19 protein-coding genes and 1 pseudogene are annotated in these 23,749 nt (G+C 58.3%); 19 read left to right on the top strand and 1 reads right to left on the bottom strand.

The genetic code is table 11. The features are described from left to right. The first annotated feature begins 8 nt into the window (after positions 1 to 8). The 13 genes and pseudogenes from ACYVHK_RS24170 (at position 9) to ACYVHK_RS24110 (ending at position 15,686) form a co-directional block, all read left to right on the top strand. Positions 9 to 761: an FHA domain-containing protein gene (locus tag ACYVHK_RS24170; RefSeq protein WP_460537541.1), complete on the top strand. Its 753-nt coding sequence runs from the start codon at positions 9 to 11 to the stop codon at positions 759 to 761. Between the two features lie 21 nt (positions 762 to 782). Beyond that, positions 783 to 3,008 (top strand): CHASE2 domain-containing protein, encoded by a 2,226-nt coding sequence (locus tag ACYVHK_RS24165; protein WP_460537539.1) that lies wholly within the window; start codon positions 783 to 785, stop codon positions 3,006 to 3,008. Positions 3,009 to 3,076: 68 nt separating this feature from the next. Then, entirely contained in the window at positions 3,077 to 3,799 is a 723-nt protein-coding gene (locus ACYVHK_RS24160; RefSeq protein WP_460537537.1) for a 3',5'-cyclic-nucleotide phosphodiesterase, read from the top strand. A 9-nt stretch (positions 3,800 to 3,808) separates the two neighbouring features. Next, entirely contained in the window at positions 3,809 to 6,175 is a 2,367-nt protein-coding gene (locus tag ACYVHK_RS24155; protein WP_460537535.1) for an ATPase, T2SS/T4P/T4SS family, read from the top strand. A 49-nt stretch (positions 6,176 to 6,224) separates the two neighbouring features. Beyond that, positions 6,225 to 7,805: an HD domain-containing phosphohydrolase gene (locus ACYVHK_RS24150; protein WP_460537533.1), complete on the top strand. Its 1,581-nt coding sequence runs from the start codon at positions 6,225 to 6,227 to the stop codon at positions 7,803 to 7,805. A 140-nt stretch (positions 7,806 to 7,945) separates the two neighbouring features. After that, positions 7,946 to 8,128 carry a prepilin-type N-terminal cleavage/methylation domain-containing protein gene (locus tag ACYVHK_RS24145; RefSeq protein WP_460537531.1) on the top strand — a complete coding sequence of 61 codons (183 nt, stop codon included), beginning with the start codon at positions 7,946 to 7,948 and terminating at the stop codon, positions 8,126 to 8,128. Between the two features lie 82 nt (positions 8,129 to 8,210). Next, a pseudogene (locus tag ACYVHK_RS24140) lies at positions 8,211 to 8,307 on the top strand (prepilin-type N-terminal cleavage/methylation domain-containing protein); the annotation flags it as partial. Positions 8,308 to 8,430: 123 nt separating this feature from the next. Next, positions 8,431 to 8,790 (top strand): hypothetical protein, encoded by a 360-nt coding sequence (locus ACYVHK_RS24135; RefSeq protein ID WP_460537529.1) that lies wholly within the window; start codon positions 8,431 to 8,433, stop codon positions 8,788 to 8,790. Positions 8,791 to 8,999: 209 nt separating this feature from the next. Then, positions 9,000 to 9,803 (top strand): ABC transporter permease, encoded by an 804-nt coding sequence (locus ACYVHK_RS24130; RefSeq protein ID WP_460537527.1) that lies wholly within the window; start codon positions 9,000 to 9,002, stop codon positions 9,801 to 9,803. Continuing rightward, positions 9,803 to 13,330 (top strand): tetratricopeptide repeat protein, encoded by a 3,528-nt coding sequence (locus ACYVHK_RS24125; RefSeq protein WP_460537525.1) that lies wholly within the window; start codon positions 9,803 to 9,805, stop codon positions 13,328 to 13,330. Before ACYVHK_RS24130 ends, ACYVHK_RS24125 begins: the two co-directional genes overlap by 1 nt. Next, positions 13,323 to 14,153: a hypothetical protein gene (locus ACYVHK_RS24120; RefSeq protein ID WP_460537523.1), complete on the top strand. Its 831-nt coding sequence runs from the start codon at positions 13,323 to 13,325 to the stop codon at positions 14,151 to 14,153. The genes ACYVHK_RS24125 and ACYVHK_RS24120 overlap by 8 nt, the downstream gene beginning before the upstream one ends. A 9-nt stretch (positions 14,154 to 14,162) precedes the next feature. Further along, the gene (locus ACYVHK_RS24115) at positions 14,163 to 15,092 is read left to right on the top strand and encodes an ABC transporter ATP-binding protein (protein WP_460537521.1); all 930 of its coding nucleotides are present in this window, start codon (positions 14,163 to 14,165) and stop codon (positions 15,090 to 15,092) included. 141 nt (positions 15,093 to 15,233) lie between these two features. Further along, positions 15,234 to 15,686 (top strand): methyltransferase domain-containing protein, encoded by a 453-nt coding sequence (locus ACYVHK_RS24110; RefSeq protein ID WP_460537519.1) that lies wholly within the window; start codon positions 15,234 to 15,236, stop codon positions 15,684 to 15,686. 71 nt (positions 15,687 to 15,757) lie between these two features. Here the strand turns inward: ACYVHK_RS24110 and ACYVHK_RS24105 are convergent, their stop codons facing one another. Continuing rightward, a complete protein-coding gene (locus ACYVHK_RS24105; protein WP_460537517.1) occupies positions 15,758 to 16,153 on the bottom strand; it encodes a hypothetical protein in 396 nt (131 codons plus the stop codon). On the opposite strand from ACYVHK_RS24105, the gene ACYVHK_RS24100 reads away from it, so the two are divergent. The 6 genes from ACYVHK_RS24100 (at position 16,154) to ACYVHK_RS24075 (ending at position 23,677) form a co-directional block, all read left to right on the top strand. Continuing rightward, positions 16,154 to 17,083, top strand: coding sequence for a hypothetical protein (locus ACYVHK_RS24100; RefSeq protein ID WP_460537515.1), 930 nt, complete (start codon positions 16,154 to 16,156; stop codon positions 17,081 to 17,083). A 78-nt stretch (positions 17,084 to 17,161) separates the two neighbouring features. Then, positions 17,162 to 17,941: a glycosyltransferase family protein gene (gene rfbF / locus ACYVHK_RS24095; RefSeq protein WP_460537513.1), complete on the top strand. Its 780-nt coding sequence runs from the start codon at positions 17,162 to 17,164 to the stop codon at positions 17,939 to 17,941. Further along, positions 17,926 to 18,987: a CDP-glucose 4,6-dehydratase gene (gene rfbG, locus ACYVHK_RS24090; RefSeq protein ID WP_460537511.1), complete on the top strand. Its 1,062-nt coding sequence runs from the start codon at positions 17,926 to 17,928 to the stop codon at positions 18,985 to 18,987. The genes rfbF and rfbG overlap by 16 nt, the downstream gene beginning before the upstream one ends. A gap of 22 nt (positions 18,988 to 19,009) precedes the next feature. Next, entirely contained in the window at positions 19,010 to 20,323 is a 1,314-nt protein-coding gene (gene rfbH, locus ACYVHK_RS24085) for a DegT/DnrJ/EryC1/StrS family aminotransferase (protein ID WP_460537509.1), read from the top strand. A gap of 11 nt (positions 20,324 to 20,334) precedes the next feature. Further along, the gene (locus tag ACYVHK_RS24080) at positions 20,335 to 21,837 is read left to right on the top strand and encodes an N-acetylneuraminate synthase family protein (protein WP_460537507.1); all 1,503 of its coding nucleotides are present in this window, start codon (positions 20,335 to 20,337) and stop codon (positions 21,835 to 21,837) included. 4 nt (positions 21,838 to 21,841) lie between these two features. Continuing rightward, entirely contained in the window at positions 21,842 to 23,677 is a 1,836-nt protein-coding gene (locus tag ACYVHK_RS24075; RefSeq protein ID WP_460537505.1) for a thiamine pyrophosphate-binding protein, read from the top strand. Positions 23,678 to 23,749: the final 72 nt, after the last annotated feature.

The following is a 23,749-nucleotide window of genomic DNA, read 5'->3' as shown; positions in this document are numbered from 1 at the left end:
AAGAACACATGGCCCTATTGATACTCAGCCTCGACGGCATGGTGCTGCGCGAGTACAAGCTGGAAAAGAGCAGCGTCAGCATCGGGCGCAAGCCGCACAATGATCTGCAGATCGACAATCTGGCGGTGTCGGGCGCGCACGCGCGTGTCGACGTGATCGGCTCGGATGTGTTCCTGGAAGACCTCGACAGTACCAATGGCACCCAGATCAACGGCCAGGTCATCAAGCGCCAGATGCTGCAGGACGGCGACATGATCGAGATGGGCAAGTACAAGCTCAAGTATGTCAGCGAAGGCTCGGCCAAGGTCGGCGTGCCGGCAGACTTCGACAAGACCATGGTGATACGGCCCGGTGCGATCAAGCCGACAGCGCCCGCGGCGACTTCGTCGTTGACCGCTCATACCGAGCCGGCCTTTGTGCCGCCCCCGAGCGCACCCAAGCCGACAGCCGTGGAGGACACCCAGCCCCTGCCTACGTCAGTCGGCGATGCGGCCGATGCCAAGCAAGGTGCGATCAAGGTCCTGAGCGGCGGTAACGCCGGCAAGACGCTGGACCTGGTGAAGAACCTGACCTCCCTGGGCAAGCCGGGCGTGCAGGTGGCGATCATCACCAAGCGGCCCACCGGCTATTTCATTACCCATGTCGAAGGCCCCACCCATCCCCTGGTCAATGGCAAGGAGATCGGCGTGCACGCCGAGGTGCTGCAGGACAAGGCGGTCATCGAGCTGGCCGGGGTCAAGATGGAATTTTTCTATAAATAGCTCCGATCGCCTTAGGCCGGCATGAAAACCCTCCGTAAATACTGGCTGCAGCTATTGCTGAGCTTGTTGGTGCTGGCCTTCTTCCTGGGCTATGCCGTCCATGCCTGGCGACCCAGGCTGGTGGAGCAGATGGACCTGTGGTTCTATGATGCGCGGGTGGTATTGACCATGCCCGGCGGCGTGGACCCGCGGACGGTCATTGTCGACCTCGATGAGAAGAGCCTGGCCGAGGTCGGCCAGTGGCCCTGGCCGCGCAAGACAGTAGCCAGACTGGTCGACAAGCTGACCCATGACTACAAGGCGGCGGCGGTCGGCTTCGACATTGTCTTTGCCGAGAAGGACGTGAGTTCCGGCCTGCCGGTGTTGAAGCAACTGGCAGCCAATGAACTCAAGGACAACGGCGAGTTCCAGGCGCAGTTGGCCAGCATGGAGGCTGGCCTGGACTACGATGGCGTGCTGGCGCACAGCCTGCAGGGCCAGCCGGTGGTGCTGGGTTACTACTTCAGCTTTGAACCGAATGCACCCAAGGCCGGCCAGCTACCCAAGCCGGTGCTGCCGGCCGGTATGTTCAAGGGCCGCAATGTTTCGGCGATCCCGGCGACCGGCTATGGTGCCAATCTGCCTGTGCTGATGAGCAAGGCAACCTCGGCTGGGCATTTCAACCCGCGGCCGGACCCTGATGGGGTAACGCGGCGGGTGGCGCTGCTGGTGGAGCAGGACGGCAAGTACTATGAGTCCCTGTCCCTGGCCATGGTGCGGGCCTATCTGAATTTCCCCAAGATCGAACCCCAATACGTGGAATCCCCGCTGCGTGCCTACGCACCGCTGGAGTGGCTCAGGGTTGGCCCCTTGCTGCTGCCGGTGGACGAGGAGATCAGTGCCTTGGTGCCTTTCCGTGGCGGGCAGCGCAGTTTCAAATACCTGTCGGCCAGCGACGTGCTCAATGGCCGGGTGAAGGCGGATGACCTGGCGGGGCGCATGGTGCTGATCGGCACGACGGCGCCGGGCCTGAATGACTTGCGGGTGGCGCCGGTCGAGGCGGTCTACCCCGGGGTGGAAATCCACGCGAACCTGATCGCTGGCATGCTGGGCAATAGCCTTCCGGCCAAGCCGGATTACCTGATCGGCGCAGAATTCCTGCTGCTGATCGTGGTTGGCGGCATCCTGATCGTAGCCCTGATGCGGCTGAATCCCTTGCCAGCGACGTTGCTGGTGGTGGCCCTGGCACTGCTGGTCACGGCGGCGGACTTCGCGCTGTGGAAATATTCACGGCTGGCGATGCCACTGGCGGCCACGCTGCTGACTATCATGTTGCTATATGCCATATCCATGGCTTACGGCTACTTTTTTGAATCACGCAACAAGAAGCAGATGGCCAACCTGTTTGGCCAGTATGTCCCGCCCGAGCTGGTGCAGAAGATGAGCGAGGAGCCGGAGAAGTATTCGATGGAGGGGCAGAGCCGGGAGCTGACGGTGCTGTTCTCCGATGTACGGAGCTTCACCACGATCTCGGAGAGCATGGAACCCAAGGAGCTGACGCGCTTCATGAATGAGTTCCTGACCACGCTGTCCGATGTGGTGCGTACCCGCTACCTTGGGACCATCGACAAGTATATGGGTGACTGCGTCATGGCGTTCTGGGGCGCGCCCATCCATGACCCGGACCATGCCAAGAATGCGGTGCTGGCGGGGCTGGACATGCAGCGGGCGATGCGCGAGCTGGCGCCGACCATGAAGCAGAAGGGTTGGCCTGAGGTGTATATCGGGGTTGGGGTGAATACTGGCCGTATGACCGTGGGCGACATGGGTTCGCAGATACGCAAGGCGTATACGGTCATGGGCGATGCGGTAAACCTGGCGGCCCGGCTGGAGGGGCTGACCAAGCATTATGGGGTGGGCATGATCGTCGGCGAGCAGACACGCCTGGCGGTCAAGGATGGGGTGCTGTTCCGGGAGCTTGACCGGGTGCGCGTCAAGGGACGCGACGACCCCGTTACCATTTATGAGCCTATCGGCGATAGCAAGCGCCTGGATAAAGCGTCCAGGAACGAGGTCGATCTATTTCATGTTGCGCTCAAGCACTACCGTGCCCAGGATTGGGACATGGCCGAATTGCAGCTGCTCAACCTTGGCAAGCAGGTGGGGGAGGCGCGTCTGTATGCGGTCTTCCTTAGCCGTATCGCAGCCTTTCGCAAGGTGCCGCCTCCGCCGGACTGGGATGGGGTTTACGACTTCGAGAGCAAGTAGGGGATCGGCGCAGGGGCATGGGCATGCGTCTTAAAGTACTCGGCTGCAGCGGCGGGATCGGGGCGGGCATGCGCACTACCTCTTTCCTGGCGGGGCGTCATACGCTGATCGATGCCGGCACAGGGGTGGGCGACCTGTCGGTGGCCGAGCTGAGCCAGATCGACCATCTGTTTCTGACCCATTCCCATCTCGACCATATCGCGATGCTGCCGCTGATGGTGGATACGGTAGGCGCAATGCGCAGCAAGCCCTTGCTGGTCTATGCCACCCAGTCCACGCTAGATATCTTGTCGCAGCATGTTTTCAACTGGCATATCTGGCCGGATTTTCGCAAGATTCCAGAGGCGTCAGCACCCTGGATGCGGTTTGTACCCATTGAGCTGGGCCAGAACGTGAAGGTGGAGGCCAACCTGACCGTGACGGCGCTGCCGGCCTTGCATACGGTGCCGGCGGTGGCGTACCAGCTGGATTCCGGTGTGCATAGCCTGGTGTTCTCTGGCGATACCACGGTCAACGACGATTTCTGGCCGGTCATCAATAGCATTGCCAACCTCAAGACACTGATCATCGAGACCGCGTTCTGCAATCGTGAGCGGGCGTTGGCGGAGGCATCCCGCCATCTGTGCCCGGCGATGCTGGCGGACGAGTTGGCGCGCCTGACGCGGCCGGCTGATATCTATATCACCCACCTCAAGCCTGGCGAGGTGGAATTGACGATGCAGGAAATCGGCGAGGATGCAGCCGCATTCCGCCCCCGTATGCTGAAGAATGGCCAGATACTGGATTTTTGAGAAGCCCATATGAACAAAGCTGCTGCAGGTGCACCTGAACTGACCCTTGAACTGCAGCTGATTCGCGATCTGCAGGCGGTGACCAACAAGATCCATGCGACCAGCAATCTCGACGAGATCATGCTGGAGGTGAGCCAGCCCATCTGTGAGTTGTTCAATGCCGACCGGTTGACGGTGTATGTCATGAACGAGGAGCGCAACGCGATCGTCTCCAAGGTCAAGACCGGGCTCAATTCCTTCAAGGACATCAAGCTGCCATTGTCCGAGCAGAGCCTTGCCGGGTATGTGGCCATGAGCAAGCAGCTGTTGAATATCAAGGATGTGTACGACCAGGCGGAGCTCAGTGCTTTGCATCCGCAGCTGGCGTTTCTGCAGGAGGTCGACAAGCGTACCGGCTACCGCACCAGGCAGATGATGGTGGTGCCGATCGTCGATGAGAAGTCCGATGAGCTGATTGGGGTGATGCAGCTGATCAATAATCGGGCCGGCCGCCCCTTCCCGCCACTGAGCGAGAAGGGGGCGGTCGATCTTTGCAAGACCTTGGCGATCGCCTTGCGGCAACGGCAGCACGGCAGCCCGTTGATGGCTCGGACCAAGTATGACCACCTCGTGCTCGATGGGGTGCTGACGGCGGCGGAGCTGGAGCTGGCGATCAAGGGAGCACGCGAGCGGGGGTGTGAGATCGAGGAGATATTGCTCAAGGAGTACAAGGTCGGCCCGGCGCAGATCGGTGCGTCGCTGGCGCGTTTCTTTGGCGTGGATTACGAGCCGTTCAAGCCCGATCGTCTGAAGCCGCTGGACCTGCTCAAGCCGATCAAGCGGGATTTCGCCGAGATGGTGCAGTGGCTGCCGGTCGAGGAGGGGCGCGAGGGTATCGTGCTGATTACGCCGGATCCGGAGAAGGCGCGCAGCAGCGGCATGGTCGGCCAGGTGTTTCCGGCCCGCAAGGTGCTGTACCGTGTTTGCGGCCACGCCGAGTTTGGGCAGGCGCTGGATCTGTTCTTTGGCGCGCAGGGCAGTTTCGATAGCGGCTCGATCGGCGACCTGCTGTCCGGCATGACCGAGGAGGGTGAGGATACCGATACGATCAGCCATGAGGCTCTGTCGGCCGCGCAGGACAATGAGCTGGTGAAGCTGGTCAACAAGGTGATCGTCGACGCTTACAACCAGGGGGCCTCGGATATCCATATCGAGCCATTCCCAGGCAAGGCGAAGACCGAGATCCGCTTTCGGCGCGATGGTTCGCTGCAAACCTATATCGAGGTGCCATCGGCTTATCGCGACCCGATCGTGACCCGGCTCAAGATCATGTGCGACCTCGATATCTCCGAGCGTCGCAAGCCGCAGGACGGCAAGATCAAGTTCAAGAAGTATGGCCCGCTTGATATCGAATTACGGGTGGCGACGGTGCCGACGGCCGGCGGCATGGAAGACGTGGTGATGCGTATCCTGGCCTCCGGGGAGCCCCTGCCACTCGACAAGATGGGTTTCTCCAGGCGTAACGAGGCGACGCTGAAGTCGGTGATCTCCAAGCCTTACGGCCTGTTCTTCGTCTGCGGCCCGACCGGCTCGGGTAAGACAACTACGCTGCATTCGGTGCTCAAATACCTCAATACGCCGGAGACCAAGATCTGGACGGCGGAAGACCCGGTGGAAATCACCCAGAAGGGCCTGCGCCAGGTGCAGATGAATCCCAAGGCGGGCCTGAACTTTGCGACTGCCATGAAGGCCTTCTTGCGTGCCGACCCGGACGTGATCATGGTGGGTGAAATGCGCGACAAGGAGACCACCAGCATCGGCATCGAGGCCTCGCTGACGGGCCACCTGGTGCTGGCGACCTTGCATACCAACTCGGCGCCGGAATCCATCATTCGCTTGCTGGACATGGGGATGGACCCGTTCAATTTCTCCGATGCCCTGCTGGGTATCCTGGCGCAACGGCTGGCCAAGCGCTTGTGCAGCAAATGCAAGGCGGCCTATGAGCCGGCGGCGGATGAGCTGAAGCTGATCATCGCCGAGTACGCGGAAGAGCTGAAACATACTGCGAGCTGGGTGAAAGACCCGGCGGCGGCGCAGAAGCAGCTGCTGGAGGAGTGGAAGCGGGATTTTGCGGGCAAGGATGGCAAGTTCACGCTGTATCGTCCGGTCGGCTGCGATACCTGTAATGGCACGGGCTACAAGGGCCGGGTGGGCTTGCATGAGTTGCTGGTGGGGACGGATCTGGTGAAGAAGCGCATCCAGGAGCATGCCCGGGTGGCGGAATTGTTGGCGGTGGCGCTGGATGAGGGGATGCGTACGCTGAAGCAGGATGGTATAGAGAAGGTGATGCAAGGCGTGACCGATCTGCACCAGGTGCGGGCGGTGTGTATCAAATAATCAGATGACCCGCGCTATGGCAGCGGGTACAGCAGGGACGAGGTGCGCGATGCAGGATGCCGGGGAGCTGATGCAGCGGCTGGAGATGCTCAATGCGATCGGCGTGGCCTTGTCCGCCGAGCGCGACATCAATCGGCTGGTGGAGTTGATTCTGATTGCCGCCAAGGATCTGGCGCATGCCGATGCCGGTACCTTGTACCTGGTGAAGGATGGACAGCTGCAGTTCGAGATTGTCCGTACCGATTCGTTGGGGATTGCGCTGGGAGGCAGTACCGGCAAGCGGCCACCGATGCCGCCGATCGCGCTGAAGTTGCCCGACGGCAGCCCCAATACCAGTACCGTGGTCGGTTGCGCGGCACTGGAAGGGCATACCTTCAATATCCCCGACGCCTACGAGGCGGTGGGCTTCGATTTTTCCGGTACCAAGCGTTTCGACGCGACCAATGGCTACCGTTCCAAATCCTTCCTGACCGTGCCACTGCGCAACCATGAGAACGAGATCATCGGCGTGCTGCAGCTCATCAATGCGCTCGATGCACAAGGCCAGATCGAGGAGTTCAGCAACGAGGACCAGCGATTGGTGGAGTCGCTGGCGTCGCAGGCGGCCATCGCGCTGACCAACCGCCAGTTGATCAACCAGCTCGAAAGCCTGTTCGAAGCGTTGATCAAGCTGATCAATACCGCGATCGATGACAAGAGCCCCTATACCGGCGGTCATTGCGAGCGCGTACCGGTGTTGACCATGCTACTGGCAGAGGCGACAGGTCGAGTTGACTGGGGGCCGTTCCGCGAGTTCGAGATGAGCGAGAAGGACCGGTATGAGCTGAAGATCGCGGGCCTCTTGCATGACTGCGGCAAGATCACCACGCCGGTGCATGTAGTGGACAAGGCGACCAAGCTTGAGACGATTTTTGACCGGATGGCACTGGTGGATGCGCGCTTCGAGGTGCTAAGGCGCGACGCCGAGATCGCGCAGCTGAAGGGGCTGCTTGATCGCGCGGGCTATGAGGCGCTGCTGGCACAGTATGCCGATGACCAGGCTTTCCTGCGCCGCGCCAATGTCGGTGGCGAATTCATGCGGCCAGAAGACCAGGAGCGGGTGCGTCAGATTGCCGCCTACAGTTGGAGTGACGCAAATTGTCAGCCTATGCCCTTCTTGAGTGTGGACGAGGTTGAGAACCTCAGCATCGCACGCGGGACGCTGACTGCCGCCGAGCGGCAAATCATCAATCATCATATCGACGTGACCATTCGTCTGCTCGAAGCCTTGCCTTGGCCCAGGCATCTGGCCCACGTGCCGGAATATGCAGGCGGGCATCACGAGCGCATGGATGGCAAGGGATACCCGCGCGGATTGACCCGGGAGCAGATGAGTGTGCAGGCGCGGATGATGGGCATTGCCGATATTTTCGAGGCACTGACTGCGCGTGACCGGCCCTATAAGCCAGGCAAGACGCTGTCGGAATCGTTGACCATCCTGGCGCGAATGACGCGGGATCAGCATGTGGACGTTGATCTGTTCGAGGTGTTTGTGCGGGAGAAAGTCTATCTTGAGTACGCGCAGATGTTTCTGGAGCCGGGGCAGATTGATGTTGTGGACGAGGAAAGTCTGCTGATCATGGCCAGATAGTGATGCAGTGCGGTGGTTTAAACACTCAAAGCATTAGCATATGACGAAATTCGTCACACACTGACAATGCAGGGCTGTGAATCTATGTGGCACGGTGTTTGCTGTATGTCTACACAGAATTCTTGAGGAGGAATGATGTCATGACATCGCAGCGCGGATTTACATTGATCGAGTTGATGATCGTTGTGGCCATCATTGGCATCCTGGCGGCTATCGCCATACCGCAGTTCAGTGAGTACCAAAAGAAGTCGCATGACAAGGCGGCTCAATCGGATACGCGTTCAGCCGTCACCAATTTGATTGCGAATGGCCAGCCATCCTAATGGCATAGTTATTGCTCTGTCATTTTTTGATGCGCGACGGCGTGTCCGCCAAACACTATTTAACCTTGCAAGGAGTTCCAGCATGAAAAAGCTGCAAAAGGGTTTCACCCTGATCGAACTGATGATCGTGGTTGCCATCATCGGTATTCTGGCCGCTATCGCTATCCCCCAGTTCAGCGAATACCAGAAGAAGGGCCAAGACAAGGCTGCTCAGGCTGATGCCAAGAATGCCCTGACTTCCCTGACCGCCAATTCGTCGCTGTAAGCCACGTATTCATCATTCAAGATTTAGGAGTCTGAACATGGAACTGAAGAAAGCTACTGAAGTTGTCATTCTGGGTGGTGTATTGGCTGTTGCCATGACTGCGTCGATGAATGCAGAAGCCCGCGCCATTGGTTCGAGCGCTACCGCTCAAGCCAACGTTAGCATCACCTCCGGTGAAGCTGGTGGTTACGTTGTTTCGCCGTTCGCCATCACCCTGTCCGCTCACACCGCTCTGGCTTTTGATGGTTCGCCGACCCAAGCTGGCGTGAAGTCGATGAACTCCAAGGGTATGCACAGCTTCGGCGGTTCGACCGCTGGTGGTTCGGTTACCGCTTGCGAAATCAGCAGCATTGCTTTCGCAGCACCGACCACTGCTAGCACCGTTACCGGCTGCTAATTGGTTGCTTGTAGTATGAAAAGCCCGAACGTACGTTCGGGCTTTTTCTATTGGTGCTCGCCGTTTACATCTAAGGCTGGCCTTCATTGCGGTTCGAATGGGCAAGAGGCAAAATTCAGCCGCTGATAGGGATTTGCGTACGCCAAGCCAGCTGCCGGTCCGGATTGCCGGATGGTTGTGTTTTTGCATTGGGTTGTCGAGGGGTAAAGATGGGCGAGCATTTTTTTGCAACGCTGAGGGCGGGCTTTCGTAGCCATGCCCTGAGGGCTATCGCGGTTTTGGCTGCGATGTTGATTGGTGCGGCGTGGTTGGCGAGCGGATTCTCCGGGAGGCATCCGCAGACGGTAGCCCTTGATGTGGGTATCTCTGGCGTACGCATTATCACTGTGCTGCTGGCGCTGTTCTGGGTGCAGGAACTGCTGACCAAGGAAATTGATCGGCGTACTGTCTTTATCGCACTCTCCTATCCCAAGCATCGGGCGGCCTATCTGCTGGGTCGGTATCTGGGGATTGCAGTATTGTTGGCGACTGCGGTCTGCATACTTGGCCTGGCTGTCTATGGTTTGGTTATGGTCTCCAGTGGTGGTTACCAGCAGGCGTTTGCCGTGCACTTTGGATCAGCCTTTACACTTACACTTCTTTACGTGTGGCTGGACGCATTGGTGATCTGTGCGTTTGCGACGATGATGTCCAGCCTTGCCACTACCGCCCTGATGCCGCTGGTCTGTGGGGCGGCCTTCGCCTTTGCGGCCCGTAGCTATGGTCAGGTTCTCGCTTTCCTGATGGACAAGCACAGTGAGGGGGCTGATATCGCTCATATCTATGTCCCGTTGATTGATTTCATCGGCTGGCTATTGCCCGATCTGGGCCGGCTGGATATCCGGGATGCGGCCTTGTACGGTCAGTATCCGGCTCAGGATGTATTGATCTGGGCGCCACTCGGCGCGACGGCCTACCTGGCCGTCATGCTGGCGTTGGCTTGTCTCCTCTTTCAGCGTCGAGAATTCAACTGATGTCCCTCTCTCTGCAAGATATTTCCTCGCAGCTGGAGCTGGCGATGGCGGCGCTTCGTCTGAAGAAGCATGACGAAGTCGAGGCCATGTTGCGGCCGCTATTGCAAGCGCACCCCGAATTACACGCTGCCCGCTTTTACCTGGGCACCAGCTTGCTACAGCAAGAGGCGCGCAAGGAGGAAGGGGCTGAAGTCTTGATGCCTTTGCTGGAGCTGGAAGAAGTACCGGCGTCTGTGCTGACCAACGTCGGTCTTTACCACTATGTTGCCGATCGCTTTACCGAAGCCGAGGCCTTGTTCCGGCGGGCGTTGCTGATTGAGCCTGATAATGCCGACTTGCATCACAAGCTGGCTTGCGCCTGCCTGGGGCAGAGACGTAACCCTGAGGCGATCTATCATTTTCAGCAGGCTTTGATACGAAAACCATCGATACTCGAATCCTATCCGCTGCTGGTTGGCGTGCTGCGGTCGACGGGGCGCTTTCTCGAAGCCTATATTTGGGGCGACCGCTGGCGCCGGGCGGATGGGAGTGCCCGCAAGGCGGATGCTGAGCAGGGCATTGCCTTGGGTACGGCGCGGTTTTATGAAGCGGCTGCGGCGCATATGGCGAATTTGCCGGAGGATGACGCAACCTTACAGTTCTACCCGGCCTGCCTTGCGCAATACATGCGTGACTTTCCGTCCAGTGTTGCCAAGTACCGGCATGTGCTAAAGCTGGACAACAAGATCGATGGCGCCCATTTCAATCTGTCGTTGCTGCTATTGGCGCAAGGCGAACTGGAAGAAGGGTGGCGGGAGTTCGATCATCGCTTCGCCAAGGGGTGTGCTGTCGGTCCGCATGGGCAGATGGAACCCGAGTGGGATGGCCGGCCCCTCAATGGACAGGGGATACTTGTCCACAGTGAGCAGGGCGTCGGCGACGTTATCCAGTACATGCGCTTCTTCCCCCTTATCCAGCAGCGGGGGGGGCGGGTCATCTTTTCCAGCTACAACGACATCCTGGCACTTATGAAGGCCGGCGAAGGCGCGGAGCTGGTACAGGATGTTGAATCGCTGGACCTCAGCTACCAATGGCAAATTCCGTTGCTGTCGCTGGGCAAGATATTTGCCAACCGGGTGGAGGATATCCCTGCCAATGTGCCTTATCTTTTTGCCGAACCACAAAGGGCTGCGGCCTGGCGAGACAAACTGAGCCGCGATAACGGTATCAAGGCTGGTATTGTCTGGGCCGGTAACCCCGATCATGGCAATGATCACAATCGTTCCATGATGTTGGCGGAATGGGCGCCGTTGGCCGCGGTGAGCGGTGTGAGTTTCTATGCGATTCAGAAGGGGCCGACTGTAGGGCAGGCCGAGTGTCCGCCACCCTACCTACCGCTACTGTCGCTGTCGGACGATATTTCGGATTTCAACGATACCGCCGCCATTATTGAAGCGCTGGATATCGTGATCTGTGTTGATACCTCGGTCGCGCACCTTGCCGGCGCGCTGGGTAAGCCAGTCTGGTTGCTGCTGCCAGATACCGCTGACTGGCGCTGGATTGTTGGTCGGGACGATAGCCCCTGGTACCCCTCCATGCGGATATTCCGACGGACCAGTTCGGAGACCTGGACCGAGGTAATGGTGCGCGTAGCGGCGGCCCTTGATGCCTGGTGTGACACTCGCCAAGCGGGATTCAATCCCGCTTTGCAGGCGGAGCGGCAGGCTTTTGTGGCCGCTGCTGCGGGTAATTGGGCCGGTGCGGAGGCTGCGTTTGCGGTTGCGGCGCAGCAAGGCGGTTTTGTAGACCGGCTGGCTTTGCAGATGGCCAGGTTGGGTGCGCAGATGGATACCCCGCCACAGGCATGGCCCGCTTCCGATCGTGCGCCATTCTTGCAGGCCCAACTGGCTGCCTCGAGGTTGCCCGCTTCGCAACTGACCGCTTTTTGGCAGGAGCAGCAGGCGCAGGTGCCGGGTCGAGACACAGACTTCGCCTTGCTGGAACAGCTGCATGCCGTGGGTGAGTTTACTGAGGCAATCGAGCTCGCTCGGCGGATGCTGGCGCGTGCGCCTGGTGACTGGGCGGCCCGTTACCTGCTGGCGCAATGCTTGCGTAAGACCGGCCATGATGAGCTGGCCGTCGAAGAATACGCTGCGGTGCTCAAGATATCGCCGCGGCACCCCGAGGCGGGGATCAATCGGGCCATGGCGTCCAACCGCCTTGGCAAGATGTCGGATGCCTTGCGACAGCTTCAGTACACAGCGATGTGCCACCCCTATCACCCTAAAGTTCGGCTATATCTGGCGATCCTGCTTTTCCAGCAGCGACAGTTTGAATTGGCGCTGACCGTGATCGCTGCTCACCGACAACGCTGGTCAACGGACAATGTCAGTGGGTACTGGCACGGTGCCATCTTGCGCCAGCTTGGCCGGTATGCGGAGGCGGTTGAGGTACTTTCCATGACCATACCGGGTGGCGAGCTTGATGCGTTTGAACTGCAGCGGGAATTGGGCAATAGCCGCATTGCACTTCACTGGGAGGCTGGTCCGGCACAGATGAAGCAACTGCATGACTTGGCTGGACCCAGGCGAGAAGCGCAGGTCGAGTATGAGTACGGCCTGTACTTGCTAACCGACCAGCGCTACGGCGAAGGTTGGCAGGCGTGTGAAGCTAAGCGGCGGGTGCAGGGTTCGGATACGTTTACCCAACGGTTCTCGTCTGCGCTGCCCTTGTGGCAAGGGGAGCCACTGAATGGGCGTACTCTGCTGGTCTACTGTGAACAGGGTTTTGGCGACAGCATCCAGTTCTTGCGATATCTGTTCCAGTTTGAAGGGCGCTGCATTCTGGTCCATCAGGGGGGGCTGGCTGAGTTGTTCGGTGCCTGCGTACAGCGACCAGACACGATGCTGATCTCGCAAGAGGCTTACCGCGAGCATCCGGTGGCGGCTGACTGCCATATAGATCTGATGAGCCTACCGCATGCGCTGAACACGCAAGATCGTCTCCTGGGAGAGCTGGTACCTTATTTGCGCGACGTTTCGGGTACTAATCCGTTTGCTGAGCTATTTACCAGCGAGCTCCGGCCCAAGATTGGCTTGGCGTGGGCCGGCAACCCCAAGCATTGGGGCGATCATTGGCGCAGTATCGACTTGCTGAAGCTTGCGCCCTTGTTCAAGGTCGAGTCGGTGGCCTGGTATAGCTTGCAGAAAGGGGTAGCGTCGAATGATGTGCTGCTCCTGCCGCCAGATACCCCCATTCTGAACGCCGCATCGCTGAGTGATCATTTCTACGAAACCTTGCAGGTCATCGAGCAGCTTGATCTGGTGATCACGGTCGATACCGCGGTTGCTCATCTGGCCGGCGCCATGGGGAAGCCGGTATGGCTGTTGTTGCCCGAGCAGGCTGACTGGCGCTGGGGGCGTTCTGGTGAGCGTTCGGCCTGGTATCCGAACATGCGTCTGTTCAGGCAAACGGTGCAGGGGGAGTGGGGTGAGGTTGTCGACCGGGTCGTGTCGGCGCTGCTGAGTTACGAGGCTGGTCATGCGTAGCACTTACCCGTACCTTGGTGCCCTGGCGGTAACGTTGCTGCTTTTTGCCGGGGCTAACCGGCAGGTGACACAGCTCAAGCGCGACCGTATAGAAACGGAAATGCAGCTAGCGCTGCCCACCGTTGTGCAATTGGTTGTTGCTGGCGGTGATCGGCACCTTGCCGCCAATATCGGGGCGTTTCGTGCCGTCACGGCCGGGGTGTTTCAGCTCAAGCCGGAAACATATCAAGTGCTGGCGGATGTACAGCTCAGCGCGGCGCAACTGAACCCCTACCATGAGGATAATTACTATACCGCTGCAGCTATCCTGGCCTGGAACGATCAGCTGGATGCTGCCCAGGAAGTTTTGCGCCTTGCTACCGAGGCCCGGACCAAGGATGCGCTCCCACCATTTTTCCATGGATTCAATCGCTACTATTTCTATAGCGACTTCAAGGGCGCCGGAGATGATTTGATGCGGGCTGCCGAGCGTTCGGAAGGTATGAATCGTACGGCCCTGCAAGCCATTGCCAATAAGTGGTTCTCCCGAGGGCAGAACCCGAAGGTGGCCATCGATTTGCTGCAAAGAATGGTGGCGCAAAGCAAGAATGAGCAGTTCAGTGCCTTGCTCAACAAGCGGATAGGCCGACTCCAGGGTCTGGTTGTGCTGCAGGAAGCGATTTCTCGCTTCAAGCAGCAATCCGGTCGTGGACCGGCGAAGCTCGATGAGTTGGTCAAGGCTGGTGTGCTGGCGGCCTTGCCCGTTGACCCCATCGGGCTGGGTTATGTGCTGGATGCCTCTGGCGAGGTGGTATTGGCTCAGCCGGTACGGAAAGAGGGGTGAGAATCAACCATGACGACTCTGATCAAGATTGACGCGCTTAGTAAAACGTTCCGTGACAAGCGGCTGCGGAAGATCGAAGCAGTCAAGCAAGTCACCTTCTCGATTGATGAGGGTGAGGCTTTCGGTTTTGTTGGCCCAAACGGCGCGGGAAAAAGCACCACGATCAAGATACTGGCTGGTTTGATCCGGCCCAGTAGCGGCAGGGCGGAGGTGCTCGGCTTTCCTATCGATGACCCGCGTGCGCGCAAGGGGCTGGGGTATGTGCCCGAGAATGCCTATCTGTATGACTATCTGACACCGCTTGAAGTATTGCTGATGGGTGTGCGGCTGCATGGTCTTCGCAAGCCCGATCTCAAACGGCATTGCATGAACTGGCTCGAGCGATTTGGCGTCGCCCATGTGGCTAACCGCCGTATCCGCAGTTTTTCCAAGGGCATGGCGCAGCGGACTGCGCTGGCCCATGCGCTTTGCGTCGAACCTCGCCTGTTGATCCTGGATGAGCCTTTATCCGGTCTTGACCCGATTGGTCGCAAGGAGGTAGTCGATGAATTGCTCGCCTACCGTCATGGCGGTGGTACGGTCCTGTTCTCATCGCACGTCCTGCATGATGTCGAACGGCTCGCCGACCGGTTCGGTCTGATTCATCAGGGTAGCTTGCGCACTGTCCAGCGGCCGGAGGAATTGGTGGGGGGGCAGGGATCGGCCATTATCCGTTCCATGGGGCAGGCCCCGGTCGAGGGGATGCAGGCTGATGTCGGTGGCCGCTGGTTCGCCCAGGTCTCCTCCGATCAGCAGTGGCCATTGCTGAATCGCATCCAGTCTGCGGGTCATACCTTGATCGAAATTAAACCGAGCATGTCGCTGGAGCAGGCTTTCTTGCGATATGTCGCGGTAGATGAGGCCGCTTCTGCTGCCTCGTCAGCCAATAACAAGGAGTGAGTATTCGTGTGGGAACAGTCTAAATCAGCACGGCGCCGGTATCTGGATGGCGCTTTTCATAGCCGGTATCTGGTGGGTGACGGCGTTGATATCGGAGGTGCGCCGGACCCATTGAGCCAATACGTGGGCATTTTTTCGAAGATGCGATCGGTACGTATCTGGGATATGCCTGACGGCGATGCCCAACTGATGGCGGGGGTGGCGGATGGCACGTTCGACTTTGTCCATGCTTCGCATTGTCTGGAGCACATGGTTGACGTGCGGGCCGCCCTGCAGAACTGGATACGGGTGACCAAGCCCGGCGGCTATCTCGTCATTACCGTGCCGGATGAAGACATGTACGAGCACGGTTACTGGCCGAGCCGCTACAACGATGATCATAAATGGAGCTTTACGATCTACAAGCCCCAGTCGAGCTTGCCCAAATCCATCAACGTGCTGGATCTGGTTAAAGAGTTTGGTGAGCAAGTCACGCTGGAGCGGCTGGTGCTGCTTAATGAGTTCTATCGCCCCAATCTGGGTGATCTGGACCAGACCATGACACCGGTCGCAGAGTGTGCGATTGAGGTCATCTGGCACAAGCCTTTGGCCTGAGGAATCCACCACGCTGCAAGCGTAATCAGTGAAATGACTGGGTCAGCCGATGGCGTCGCTCATCAAGTGTGTTACCTCTTGCGCTGGGTCATCGTCAACGTTGAGGTGTAGTCGCTGAGGCGTACCTCAAGGCGCTCAGGAAAAGGAAAAGAATGGGCAAGGTTGTTTTTATTTCCGGTACCACCGCGGGTGATGCGCTGGCTGGTGCAGGGCGCGTAAGGCGGCAAATATTCGAGCGCCTGGGTCAGCAATTTGTCGAGATCAATTTTGCTCAGGAAGGCGCGATCAACATACTGGGGCAGATGATCAATACAGGAGAGGTGGATTTCGCGTTCACGCTCGGTGGCATCATGACTGATCTGACCGCGAATATGCCCGACGGAACAGCCCGAAATGGTTGGGAAGAATCGCGGACTCCCCTTATCTCCATCCAGGGGGATACGCCTGCGTACTACTTTGATCGGCATGTGTCGCTGCCGATGATCGCCAATATCTATTCCTTTCCCGAGCATCACCAGTTTCGTCGCCGGCTGCCCAATGTGAACGGCATTCTGGGTGTCTGCCCCTTGCATGCGGTTAATCCTGTTTCGCCTGGCGATATGGATATCGCGGCCAAGCGTAGCGGCAAGATCGTTTTCCTGAAGAACGGCAATGACCCCAAGAAGCTACGGCGCATGTGGCGAGAGGCATTCTCTGCCAAGCACTATGGCTGGCTGATGGATCTGGCAGATGCCCTGGTCGTCCATATCAACAATCCGGCAACTTACGATATTGACGGTGTGGTAGTGCAGTACTTCAGCGACAAAGGGCTGGATATTGATTTTGCGGTCAAGCTGAGATTGTTGTTTGTCGCCCAGCTTGATGATTACCTGCGCCGGGTCAAGAGCACCATGATGGCGGAAGCGTTGCTCGACTTCCCGATCGAGATACATGGTCTGAACTGGGATCATGTGGATTTTCATGGCCGACGCGCGACGCTGGTGCCTTACGCGGACTATGTAAAGTCCGATACGCTGATCAAGGAAGCCTTGGCGGTCCTCGATATGTCGCCCAATACGGGTCAATTGCCTCATGAGCGGGCGATGCGATCCTTTGATTTCAATACGCTTTGCCTGACAAATACGCAGCAGTTTTTCCAGGAGAATTTCAGCCGTCACGCGGAATTCAGTTTCCAGTTCGATCAGGAATCATTGCGCGACCGGGTAGCCGATGTGCTGGATAAGCCTGAAAAGTATGTTGAGCTTGGCGTCGAAATCTCGACGGATTACCAACAGCGTTACCCAGCAGAGAGCTGGGGTGTCTATATGCAGGAGGTCGCCGCGCTGATACGCGCCAATGCGGCGACCGGTATGCAGGGTGGGCAGCCCTACTTCAAGTGGCCTCCAGATATGCTGTAGCCCATCAATGATAGGAACGGGGCGTGAGTTTGACGCAGAACTGGATGCAAGTAAGAAGCTGTCGCCGGGAGGGTGGGGATGAAACTGGTTATATTGGCAGGAGGATTGGGAACGCGGATTAGCGAGGAATCCCATCTCAAGCCTAAACCCATGATAGAGATTGGTGGTAAGCCAATTATCTGGCACATCATGAAGATCTACTCCCATTATGGGATCAATGATTTTGTGATTTGCTTGGGCTACAAGGGCTATGTGATCAAGGAGTATTTTGCCAATTACTTCCTGCATTCGTCTGATGTGACTTTTGACATGGCGAAGAATGCCATGACGGTCCATGAGCGTTACGCTGAGCCATGGCGGGTGACGCTGGTGGATACCGGCGACAACACGATGACGGGCGGGCGACTGAAGCGCGTTCGGTCCTATGTGGGTGATGAGGATTTCTGCTTTACCTATGGTGATGGCGTGGCTGATGTGGATATCCATGCCCTGAAACAATTTCACGAGCAGCGGCGTGCTTCCGGTAGCTACGCGACGGTGACGGCTGTCCAGCCGCCGGGCCGTTACGGCTCGCTGGATCTGGTCTCCGAGGATGTCGTGACGGGCTTTCTTGAGAAGCCCCGCGGTGATGGGGCCTGGATCAATGGCGGGTTCTTCATGCTCAGTCCCGATGTGTTCGACTTCATCGAAGGTGATGCGACCTTGTGGGAGGCTGAACCGATGACGGAACTGGCGCAGCAGGGACGTCTGACGGCCTATCGGCATGGGGGCTTCTGGTCGGCCATGGATACCTTGCGTGACAAGGTTCGCCTGGAAGAGCTCTGGTCCAGTGGGGAGGCGCCTTGGAAAGTCTGGTAGCCGATGAACTGGCGGTTTGGCGAGGACGCCGCGTTCTGGTGACGGGGCACACCGGCTTCAAGGGTAGCTGGCTGACGTTGATGCTGACCGCCGCAGGGGCGGAAGTACATGGTTTCAGTTTGTCCGTTCCCACGCAGCCCGCGCTTTTCGAGCAGATCCGGCTTGTTTCTCACCTGACCAGTTCAGTTTTTGCAGACATCCGGAATGCAGATGCGATCCGCACCGCGTTGGCGGAAGTAGAGCCGGAGGTGGTGTTCCATCTGGCGGCACAACCTTTGGTCCGAGAGAGTTATCACGACCCCTTGGGTACGCTTGCGACCAATATAATGGGAACGGCACATCTACTCGAGGCTGCACGACATACGCCGACCGTCCGTGCCGTCGTGGTTGTGACGACCGACAAATGCTATCGCAACCAGGAATGGTACTGGCCTTATCGCGAGAGCGATGCCTTGGGTGGGCATGATCCCTATAGTGCAAGCAAGGCCGGGGCGGAGCTGGTGGCTGCCTGCTGGCGACAGTCGTTTGATGGTCCTTTGATCGCCAGCGTTCGAGCTGGCAACGTGATCGGTGGTGGTGACTGGGCGGCTGACAGGTTGGTGCCAGATGTGCTGGCTGCACTGGCTGCCGACCGGGCCATTATGCTGCGAAGACCGGCTGCGGTCCGTCCCTGGCAGCATGTACTTGAGCCATTGTCTGGTTATCTCCGGCTTGCTAACGCGCTATGGACGGGGAACGCAGTGTTTGCGGACGCATGGAATTTCGGTCCTGAAGACGCGGACAGCTTGTCTGTCGCCGAACTGGTGTCATGCATGTGCCAGCAGTGGGGTTCCGGCGAGGTAGTCATCCTAGATGATGCGGGCCCACATGAGGCCGGTCTGCTCAAACTCGATAGCAGCAAGGCCCGTGGCCTGCTCGGCTGGGCTCCCCGCTGGCGTTTAGAGCGTGCCCTGGCGGAGACTTGCTCATGGCATCGTGCCTGGTTATCCGGGGCCGATATGCAGATGTTCACGCTGGGCCAGATTGCCCGCTATTTCCAGTCCTAGTCGACTAAACAGGATTCCCTCCATGCAAGCGAATGAATTGCGACGCGAGATTCTGGCGCTCGTCGCGCGTTATGCCGAACAGTCACAGCCTGATCGCACCTTCACCGGTGGGATCGACCCGGTCCCCCCTTCGGGCAAGGTTATTGGTGCTGGTGAGTTGACGCTGATGACCGAAGCCGTGCTCGACGGCTGGCTGACGACAGGGCGTTTCAACGAGGCCTTCGAGCAACGCCTGGCGCAGACCCTGGGTGTCAAGTATGCGTTGACAACCAACTCAGGTTCCTCGGCCAATCTACTGGCTTTCAGTACCTTGACCTCGCCGAGGCTGGGAGACCGTGCCATCAAGCCCGGGGATGAGGTCATTACGGTTGCCGCGGGTTTTCCAACTACCGTCAACCCAATCCTGCAAAATGGTGCTGTACCGGTATTCGTTGATGTCACCTTGCCCAACTACAGCATAGATGTCAGCTTGCTGGAGTCCGCGCTGAGCCCGAAGACGCGTGCTGTGATGGTGGCCCACACCTTGGGCATTCCCTTTGACCTTGATGCCGTTGTGGCTTTTTGCAAGCAACACCGCTTATGGCTGGTCGAGGACTGCTGCGATGCGCTGGGTTCCACCTACCGCGGGAAGCAGGTTGGTGGTTTTGGGGATATCGCCACGCTTAGCTTCTACCCCGCGCATCACATCACCATGGGCGAGGGCGGGGCGGTCTTTACCAATGATCCCGAACTGCGCCTGATTGCGGAGTCGTTCCGGGATTGGGGGCGCGACTGCTATTGCGCACCAGGCAAAGACAATACCTGTGGCAAGCGATTCTGCTGGAAGCTGGGTGATTTGCCCGAAGGTTATGACCATAAGTACACCTATTCCCATCTGGGTTATAACCTCAAGATCACGGACATGCAGGCTGCTTGTGGTTTGGCGCAACTGGATCGACTGGCTGATTTTGTCGTCGCCCGCAAAGAGAATTATGCGTATCTGCTGTCGCGTTTGCGGCATTGCGAAGAGTTCCTGCTGTTGCCGGAGGCGACCGAGGGAAGTAGCCCAGCCTGGTTTGGCTTCCCAATTACGCTAAAACCCGAGGCAAATACCACGCGGGTTGATCTGCTGCAGTATCTGGATCAGCGCAAGATTGGTACGCGCCTGCTTTTTGCCGGCAACCTGACGCGTCAACCCTATATGAAGGGACAGACGTATCGCATTGCGACCGAGTTGACCAATACCGATCGCATCATGCATGACACTTTCTGGATAGGCGTCTGGCCGGGGCTTACGAAGGCCCAGCTCGACTATGTGTGTGATGCACTGGAAGCCTATTTCGGCACCAATTTCTGACAGGATCCCCTATGAGTAACCAATCAACACCCTTGTTCATCTTCGAGATGGCCAACAATCATATGGGGGATGTGCAGCACGGGATCAATATCATCCGTCGGTTTGGCGCAGTAGCCCGTCAATACCCGTTTCGATTTGCCTTCAAATTCCAGTATCGCGATCTCGATAGCTTTATCCATCCGGCTTTCAAAGGCCGCGACGATGTGAAGTACGTGAAGCGCTTTGCGGAGACACGGCTGAGCGATGCGCAGTTCCTGCAGCTCCTGGCGGCGGTGAGGGAGGAGGGCTTTACCGCCATCTGTACGCCCTTTGACGAGCCCTCTGTCGCCAAGATCGTTGAGCATGGGTTTGACGTGATCAAGGTCGCAAGTTGTTCGCTGACCGATTGGCCCTTGCTGGAGGCCATTGCAGGCACTGACAAGCCTGTGATCGCATCGACGGCTGGCTCGCAGATTGAGCAGATCGATCGGGTGGTGAGCTTTCTGCAGCATCGTGACAAGTCGTTCTCGCTTTTGCATTGTGTGGCGGAGTACCCGACAGTCGATGCAGGGCTACAACTGAACCAGATTGATTTGTTGCGGCGCCGTTATCCCAACGTGCCGGTTGGCTACTCTACCCATGAACACCCCGATAACCGGCTGGGTGTGGCGCTCGCCTTGGCCAAGGGGGCGACGATTTTCGAGAAGCATGTGGGCATGGCAACGGCAGATTGGCCACTCAATACCTATTCGGCAGGCCCTGAGCAGGTGGATGCCTGGCTTGCATCGGCGCAGGAAGCGCTGCAGATGTGCGGCGAGCCTACCGGCCGCTACACACCGTCGCAGATCGAGACAGAGAGTCTCAATAGCCTGCGGCGTGGCGTCTTTGTTCGTCATGAAGTGGCTGCCGGTGAACGACTGACTGCGGATAACGTGTTCTTTGCGTTCCCTTCGGAACCCGGTCAACTGCTGGCTAATGATTGGTCAAAGTATGTAGATACCCGCTTGCTGCAGGATGTCGCGGCTGAGGGGGCGGTGAGCAAGGACAACGTACAGGTGCAGGATAGCCGCCAGCAGATTTACGACATTGCACAGAAGGTGAAAGCGTTACTGGCGGAAGGGCACATTGTGGTTCCGGGAGGGGCCGAGCTGGAGATTTCCCACCACTATGGCTTGGAACGGTTTGCCCAGTTTGGGCTCACCATGATTACCGTCGTCAATCGGGAATACTGCAAGAAACTGCTGGTTCTGCTGCCGGGGCAAAGTCATCCAGAGCAGTATCACCAGCAGAAAGAAGAAACATTCCATGTCCTGCACGGGAAGGCCGAGATCCATCTTGATGGCGTTACCCGTTCTGTCGGCGCCGGTGATGTGATCACCGTTCCCTGTGGTGTACGGCATGCGTTCGATAGCCAGTCAGGGGCGGTATTTGAGGAAATCTCCACCACGCACTACAAGAACGATTCTTTCTATACCGATGCCGTGATACAGGCGAATCCAAACCGCAAGACTTACCTGAAATATTGGCTGGGTTGAAAGCATGACGACGAAACGATTGGCAGACTACGTCTTTGACCTGTTGGCCGCCGAGGGTGTTCGGCAAGTGTTCTTGCTGCCAGGTGGCGGGGCGATGCATTTGATCGACGCGGTGGGCCGGCATCCTGATATTGAGTACGTTGCCCATCACCATGAGCAGGCCGCTGGCATTGCCGCGGAAGCCAATGGACGGGTCAATGAAAACATCGGGGTCGCCGTAGTGACCACTGGGCCGGGCGCCACCAACGTGGTGACCCCGGTGGCTGGTGCCTGGATCGAGTCGACACCGTTGCTGGTCTTGTCTGGCCAGGTCAAGCGGGCCGATATGTTGCGCGGTCGCCCATTTCGGCAAATGGGGGTACAGGAAGTAGACATCGTCAGTGTCGTGAAGCCGATCACCAAGTACGCTGTGACGCTGGAAGACCCGCTGATGGTGCGCTATCACATCGAAAAGGCGCTCTATCTGGCGCGGCATGGCAGAAAAGGGCCGGTCTGGCTGGATGTCCCGCTCGATGTACAGGCCGTCAGTATCGATACTGAGCAATTGCGTGGCTATGACCCGGCTACGGATGAAGACGCCTTGTCTCCGGCCTCCGCCGCACCTGCCGGTCTCAGTGCGCTGCACGCTGCGCTATCTGCTGCCAAGCGCCCGCTGTTCCTGTTTGGCCATGGCGTACGGCTGGCGGGTGCTGCGGCACAGATTGCACCGCTGCTGGAGCAGTTTGCCGTTCCGGTGGTGACAACCTGGAACGCACTGGATTTACTGCCTTATGAACATGATCTCAATATTGGTCGCCCAGGGGCGGTGGCCTTGCGGGCTCCCAACTTCGCGGTCCAGAACTGCGATTTGCTGATTGCGGTTGGGGCTCGCCTGGACAATGTGGTCACGGCGTACAACCCGAAGCAATTTGCCCGCAATGCCAGGAAGTTCGTGATCGATGTCGATGCTCAGGAGCTGGCTCGTCATGAGTTCCCGGATTGCTCGACGATAGAGGCCGACGCCGCCGATTTTCTCCGCGCATTGGCAACCTATCCTGCCGTGGCGGCACCTGCGGCGTGGCGTGAGCGTTGTCTGGCGTGGAAGCGCCGGTATACGGTATGTGATGGTCAGGCATTCCCGGCAACGGGTGCCATCAGCCACTTCCATTTTGCTGACGCCGTTGGCTATGCCATTGCGCCGGATACGATGATCGTTACAGGCAGTTCGGGTTTGGCGGTCGAGGCCGTCTATACCGCCTTCCGAAACAAGCCCGGCCAGCGCATGTTCCTGACTTCCGGTCTGGGGGCTATGGGTTATGGCTTGCCGGCGGCAATCGGTGCCTGTATTGCTGCCGGTCGGCAGCACACGGTATTGATCGAGAGCGACGGCAGCTTGCAATTGAACTTACAGGAACTGGCTACGCTGAAGTCCCTTAATCTGCCTATTGTTTGCGTCATCATGAACAACAATGGGTATGCGTCGATCCGTAATAGCCAGCGTAATTACTTTGAAAGCCGTTTTGTAGCGACCGGGCCGGAGGCCAAGCTCTTTATCCCTGATGTACTGGCTTTGGCGGAGAGCTATGGCCTGGAGGCCATGCGTATAGCGGATGCGTCTGAGCTTGAGCATAGCTTGCGTGAGGCCGTGGCCAAACGGGGGCCCATACTCGTTGATGTTCGCCTGGTGGAAAACGAGGTGCTATGGCCCAAGGTGGCGGCGGTGCAGCAAGCGGATGGTTCGATGGTGTCCCTGCCGTTGGAAGACATGTCGCCGTTGCTACCTATCGAAGAGCTGGCTAGCAATTTGCAGGGGGAAGTGCCCGTTGCCAGCCTCCTGGCTCGAGGCATACCCGTGGGGTGAGTGGGGCGGTTAGCCATCGTCCAGAATAAGTGATGGTTAGTCCGGATCGGGAAGTACTGGAAAGGTTTTTTG

This window comes from Chitinimonas naiadis, assembly GCF_054780835.1.
Note: the sequence above shows the minus strand (reverse complement) of the source record. Positions and strands in the feature narration are given on the sequence as shown.

Coding starts and splice junctions, on each gene's coding strand:
- ACYVHK_RS24170 (WP_460537541.1), top strand. CDS start 9: ATGGCCCTATTGATACTCAGCCTCGACGGCATGGTGCTGCGCGAGTAC.
- ACYVHK_RS24165 (WP_460537539.1), top strand. CDS start 783: ATGAAAACCCTCCGTAAATACTGGCTGCAGCTATTGCTGAGCTTGTTG.
- ACYVHK_RS24160 (WP_460537537.1), top strand. CDS start 3,077: ATGCGCACTACCTCTTTCCTGGCGGGGCGTCATACGCTGATCGATGCC.
- ACYVHK_RS24155 (WP_460537535.1), top strand. CDS start 3,809: ATGAACAAAGCTGCTGCAGGTGCACCTGAACTGACCCTTGAACTGCAG.
- ACYVHK_RS24150 (WP_460537533.1), top strand. CDS start 6,225: ATGCAGGATGCCGGGGAGCTGATGCAGCGGCTGGAGATGCTCAATGCG.
- ACYVHK_RS24145 (WP_460537531.1), top strand. CDS start 7,946: ATGACATCGCAGCGCGGATTTACATTGATCGAGTTGATGATCGTTGTG.
- ACYVHK_RS24135 (WP_460537529.1), top strand. CDS start 8,431: ATGGAACTGAAGAAAGCTACTGAAGTTGTCATTCTGGGTGGTGTATTG.
- ACYVHK_RS24130 (WP_460537527.1), top strand. CDS start 9,000: ATGGGCGAGCATTTTTTTGCAACGCTGAGGGCGGGCTTTCGTAGCCAT.
- ACYVHK_RS24125 (WP_460537525.1), top strand. CDS start 9,803: ATGTCCCTCTCTCTGCAAGATATTTCCTCGCAGCTGGAGCTGGCGATG.
- ACYVHK_RS24120 (WP_460537523.1), top strand. CDS start 13,323: ATGCGTAGCACTTACCCGTACCTTGGTGCCCTGGCGGTAACGTTGCTG.
- ACYVHK_RS24115 (WP_460537521.1), top strand. CDS start 14,163: ATGACGACTCTGATCAAGATTGACGCGCTTAGTAAAACGTTCCGTGAC.
- ACYVHK_RS24110 (WP_460537519.1), top strand. CDS start 15,234: ATGCGATCGGTACGTATCTGGGATATGCCTGACGGCGATGCCCAACTG.
- ACYVHK_RS24105 (WP_460537517.1), bottom strand. CDS start 16,153: ATGCCGATCAAAGTAGTACGCAGGCGTATCCCCCTGGATGGAGATAAG.
- rfbF (WP_460537513.1), top strand. CDS start 17,162: ATGAAACTGGTTATATTGGCAGGAGGATTGGGAACGCGGATTAGCGAG.
- rfbH (WP_460537509.1), top strand. CDS start 19,010: ATGCAAGCGAATGAATTGCGACGCGAGATTCTGGCGCTCGTCGCGCGT.
- ACYVHK_RS24080 (WP_460537507.1), top strand. CDS start 20,335: ATGAGTAACCAATCAACACCCTTGTTCATCTTCGAGATGGCCAACAAT.
- ACYVHK_RS24075 (WP_460537505.1), top strand. CDS start 21,842: ATGACGACGAAACGATTGGCAGACTACGTCTTTGACCTGTTGGCCGCC.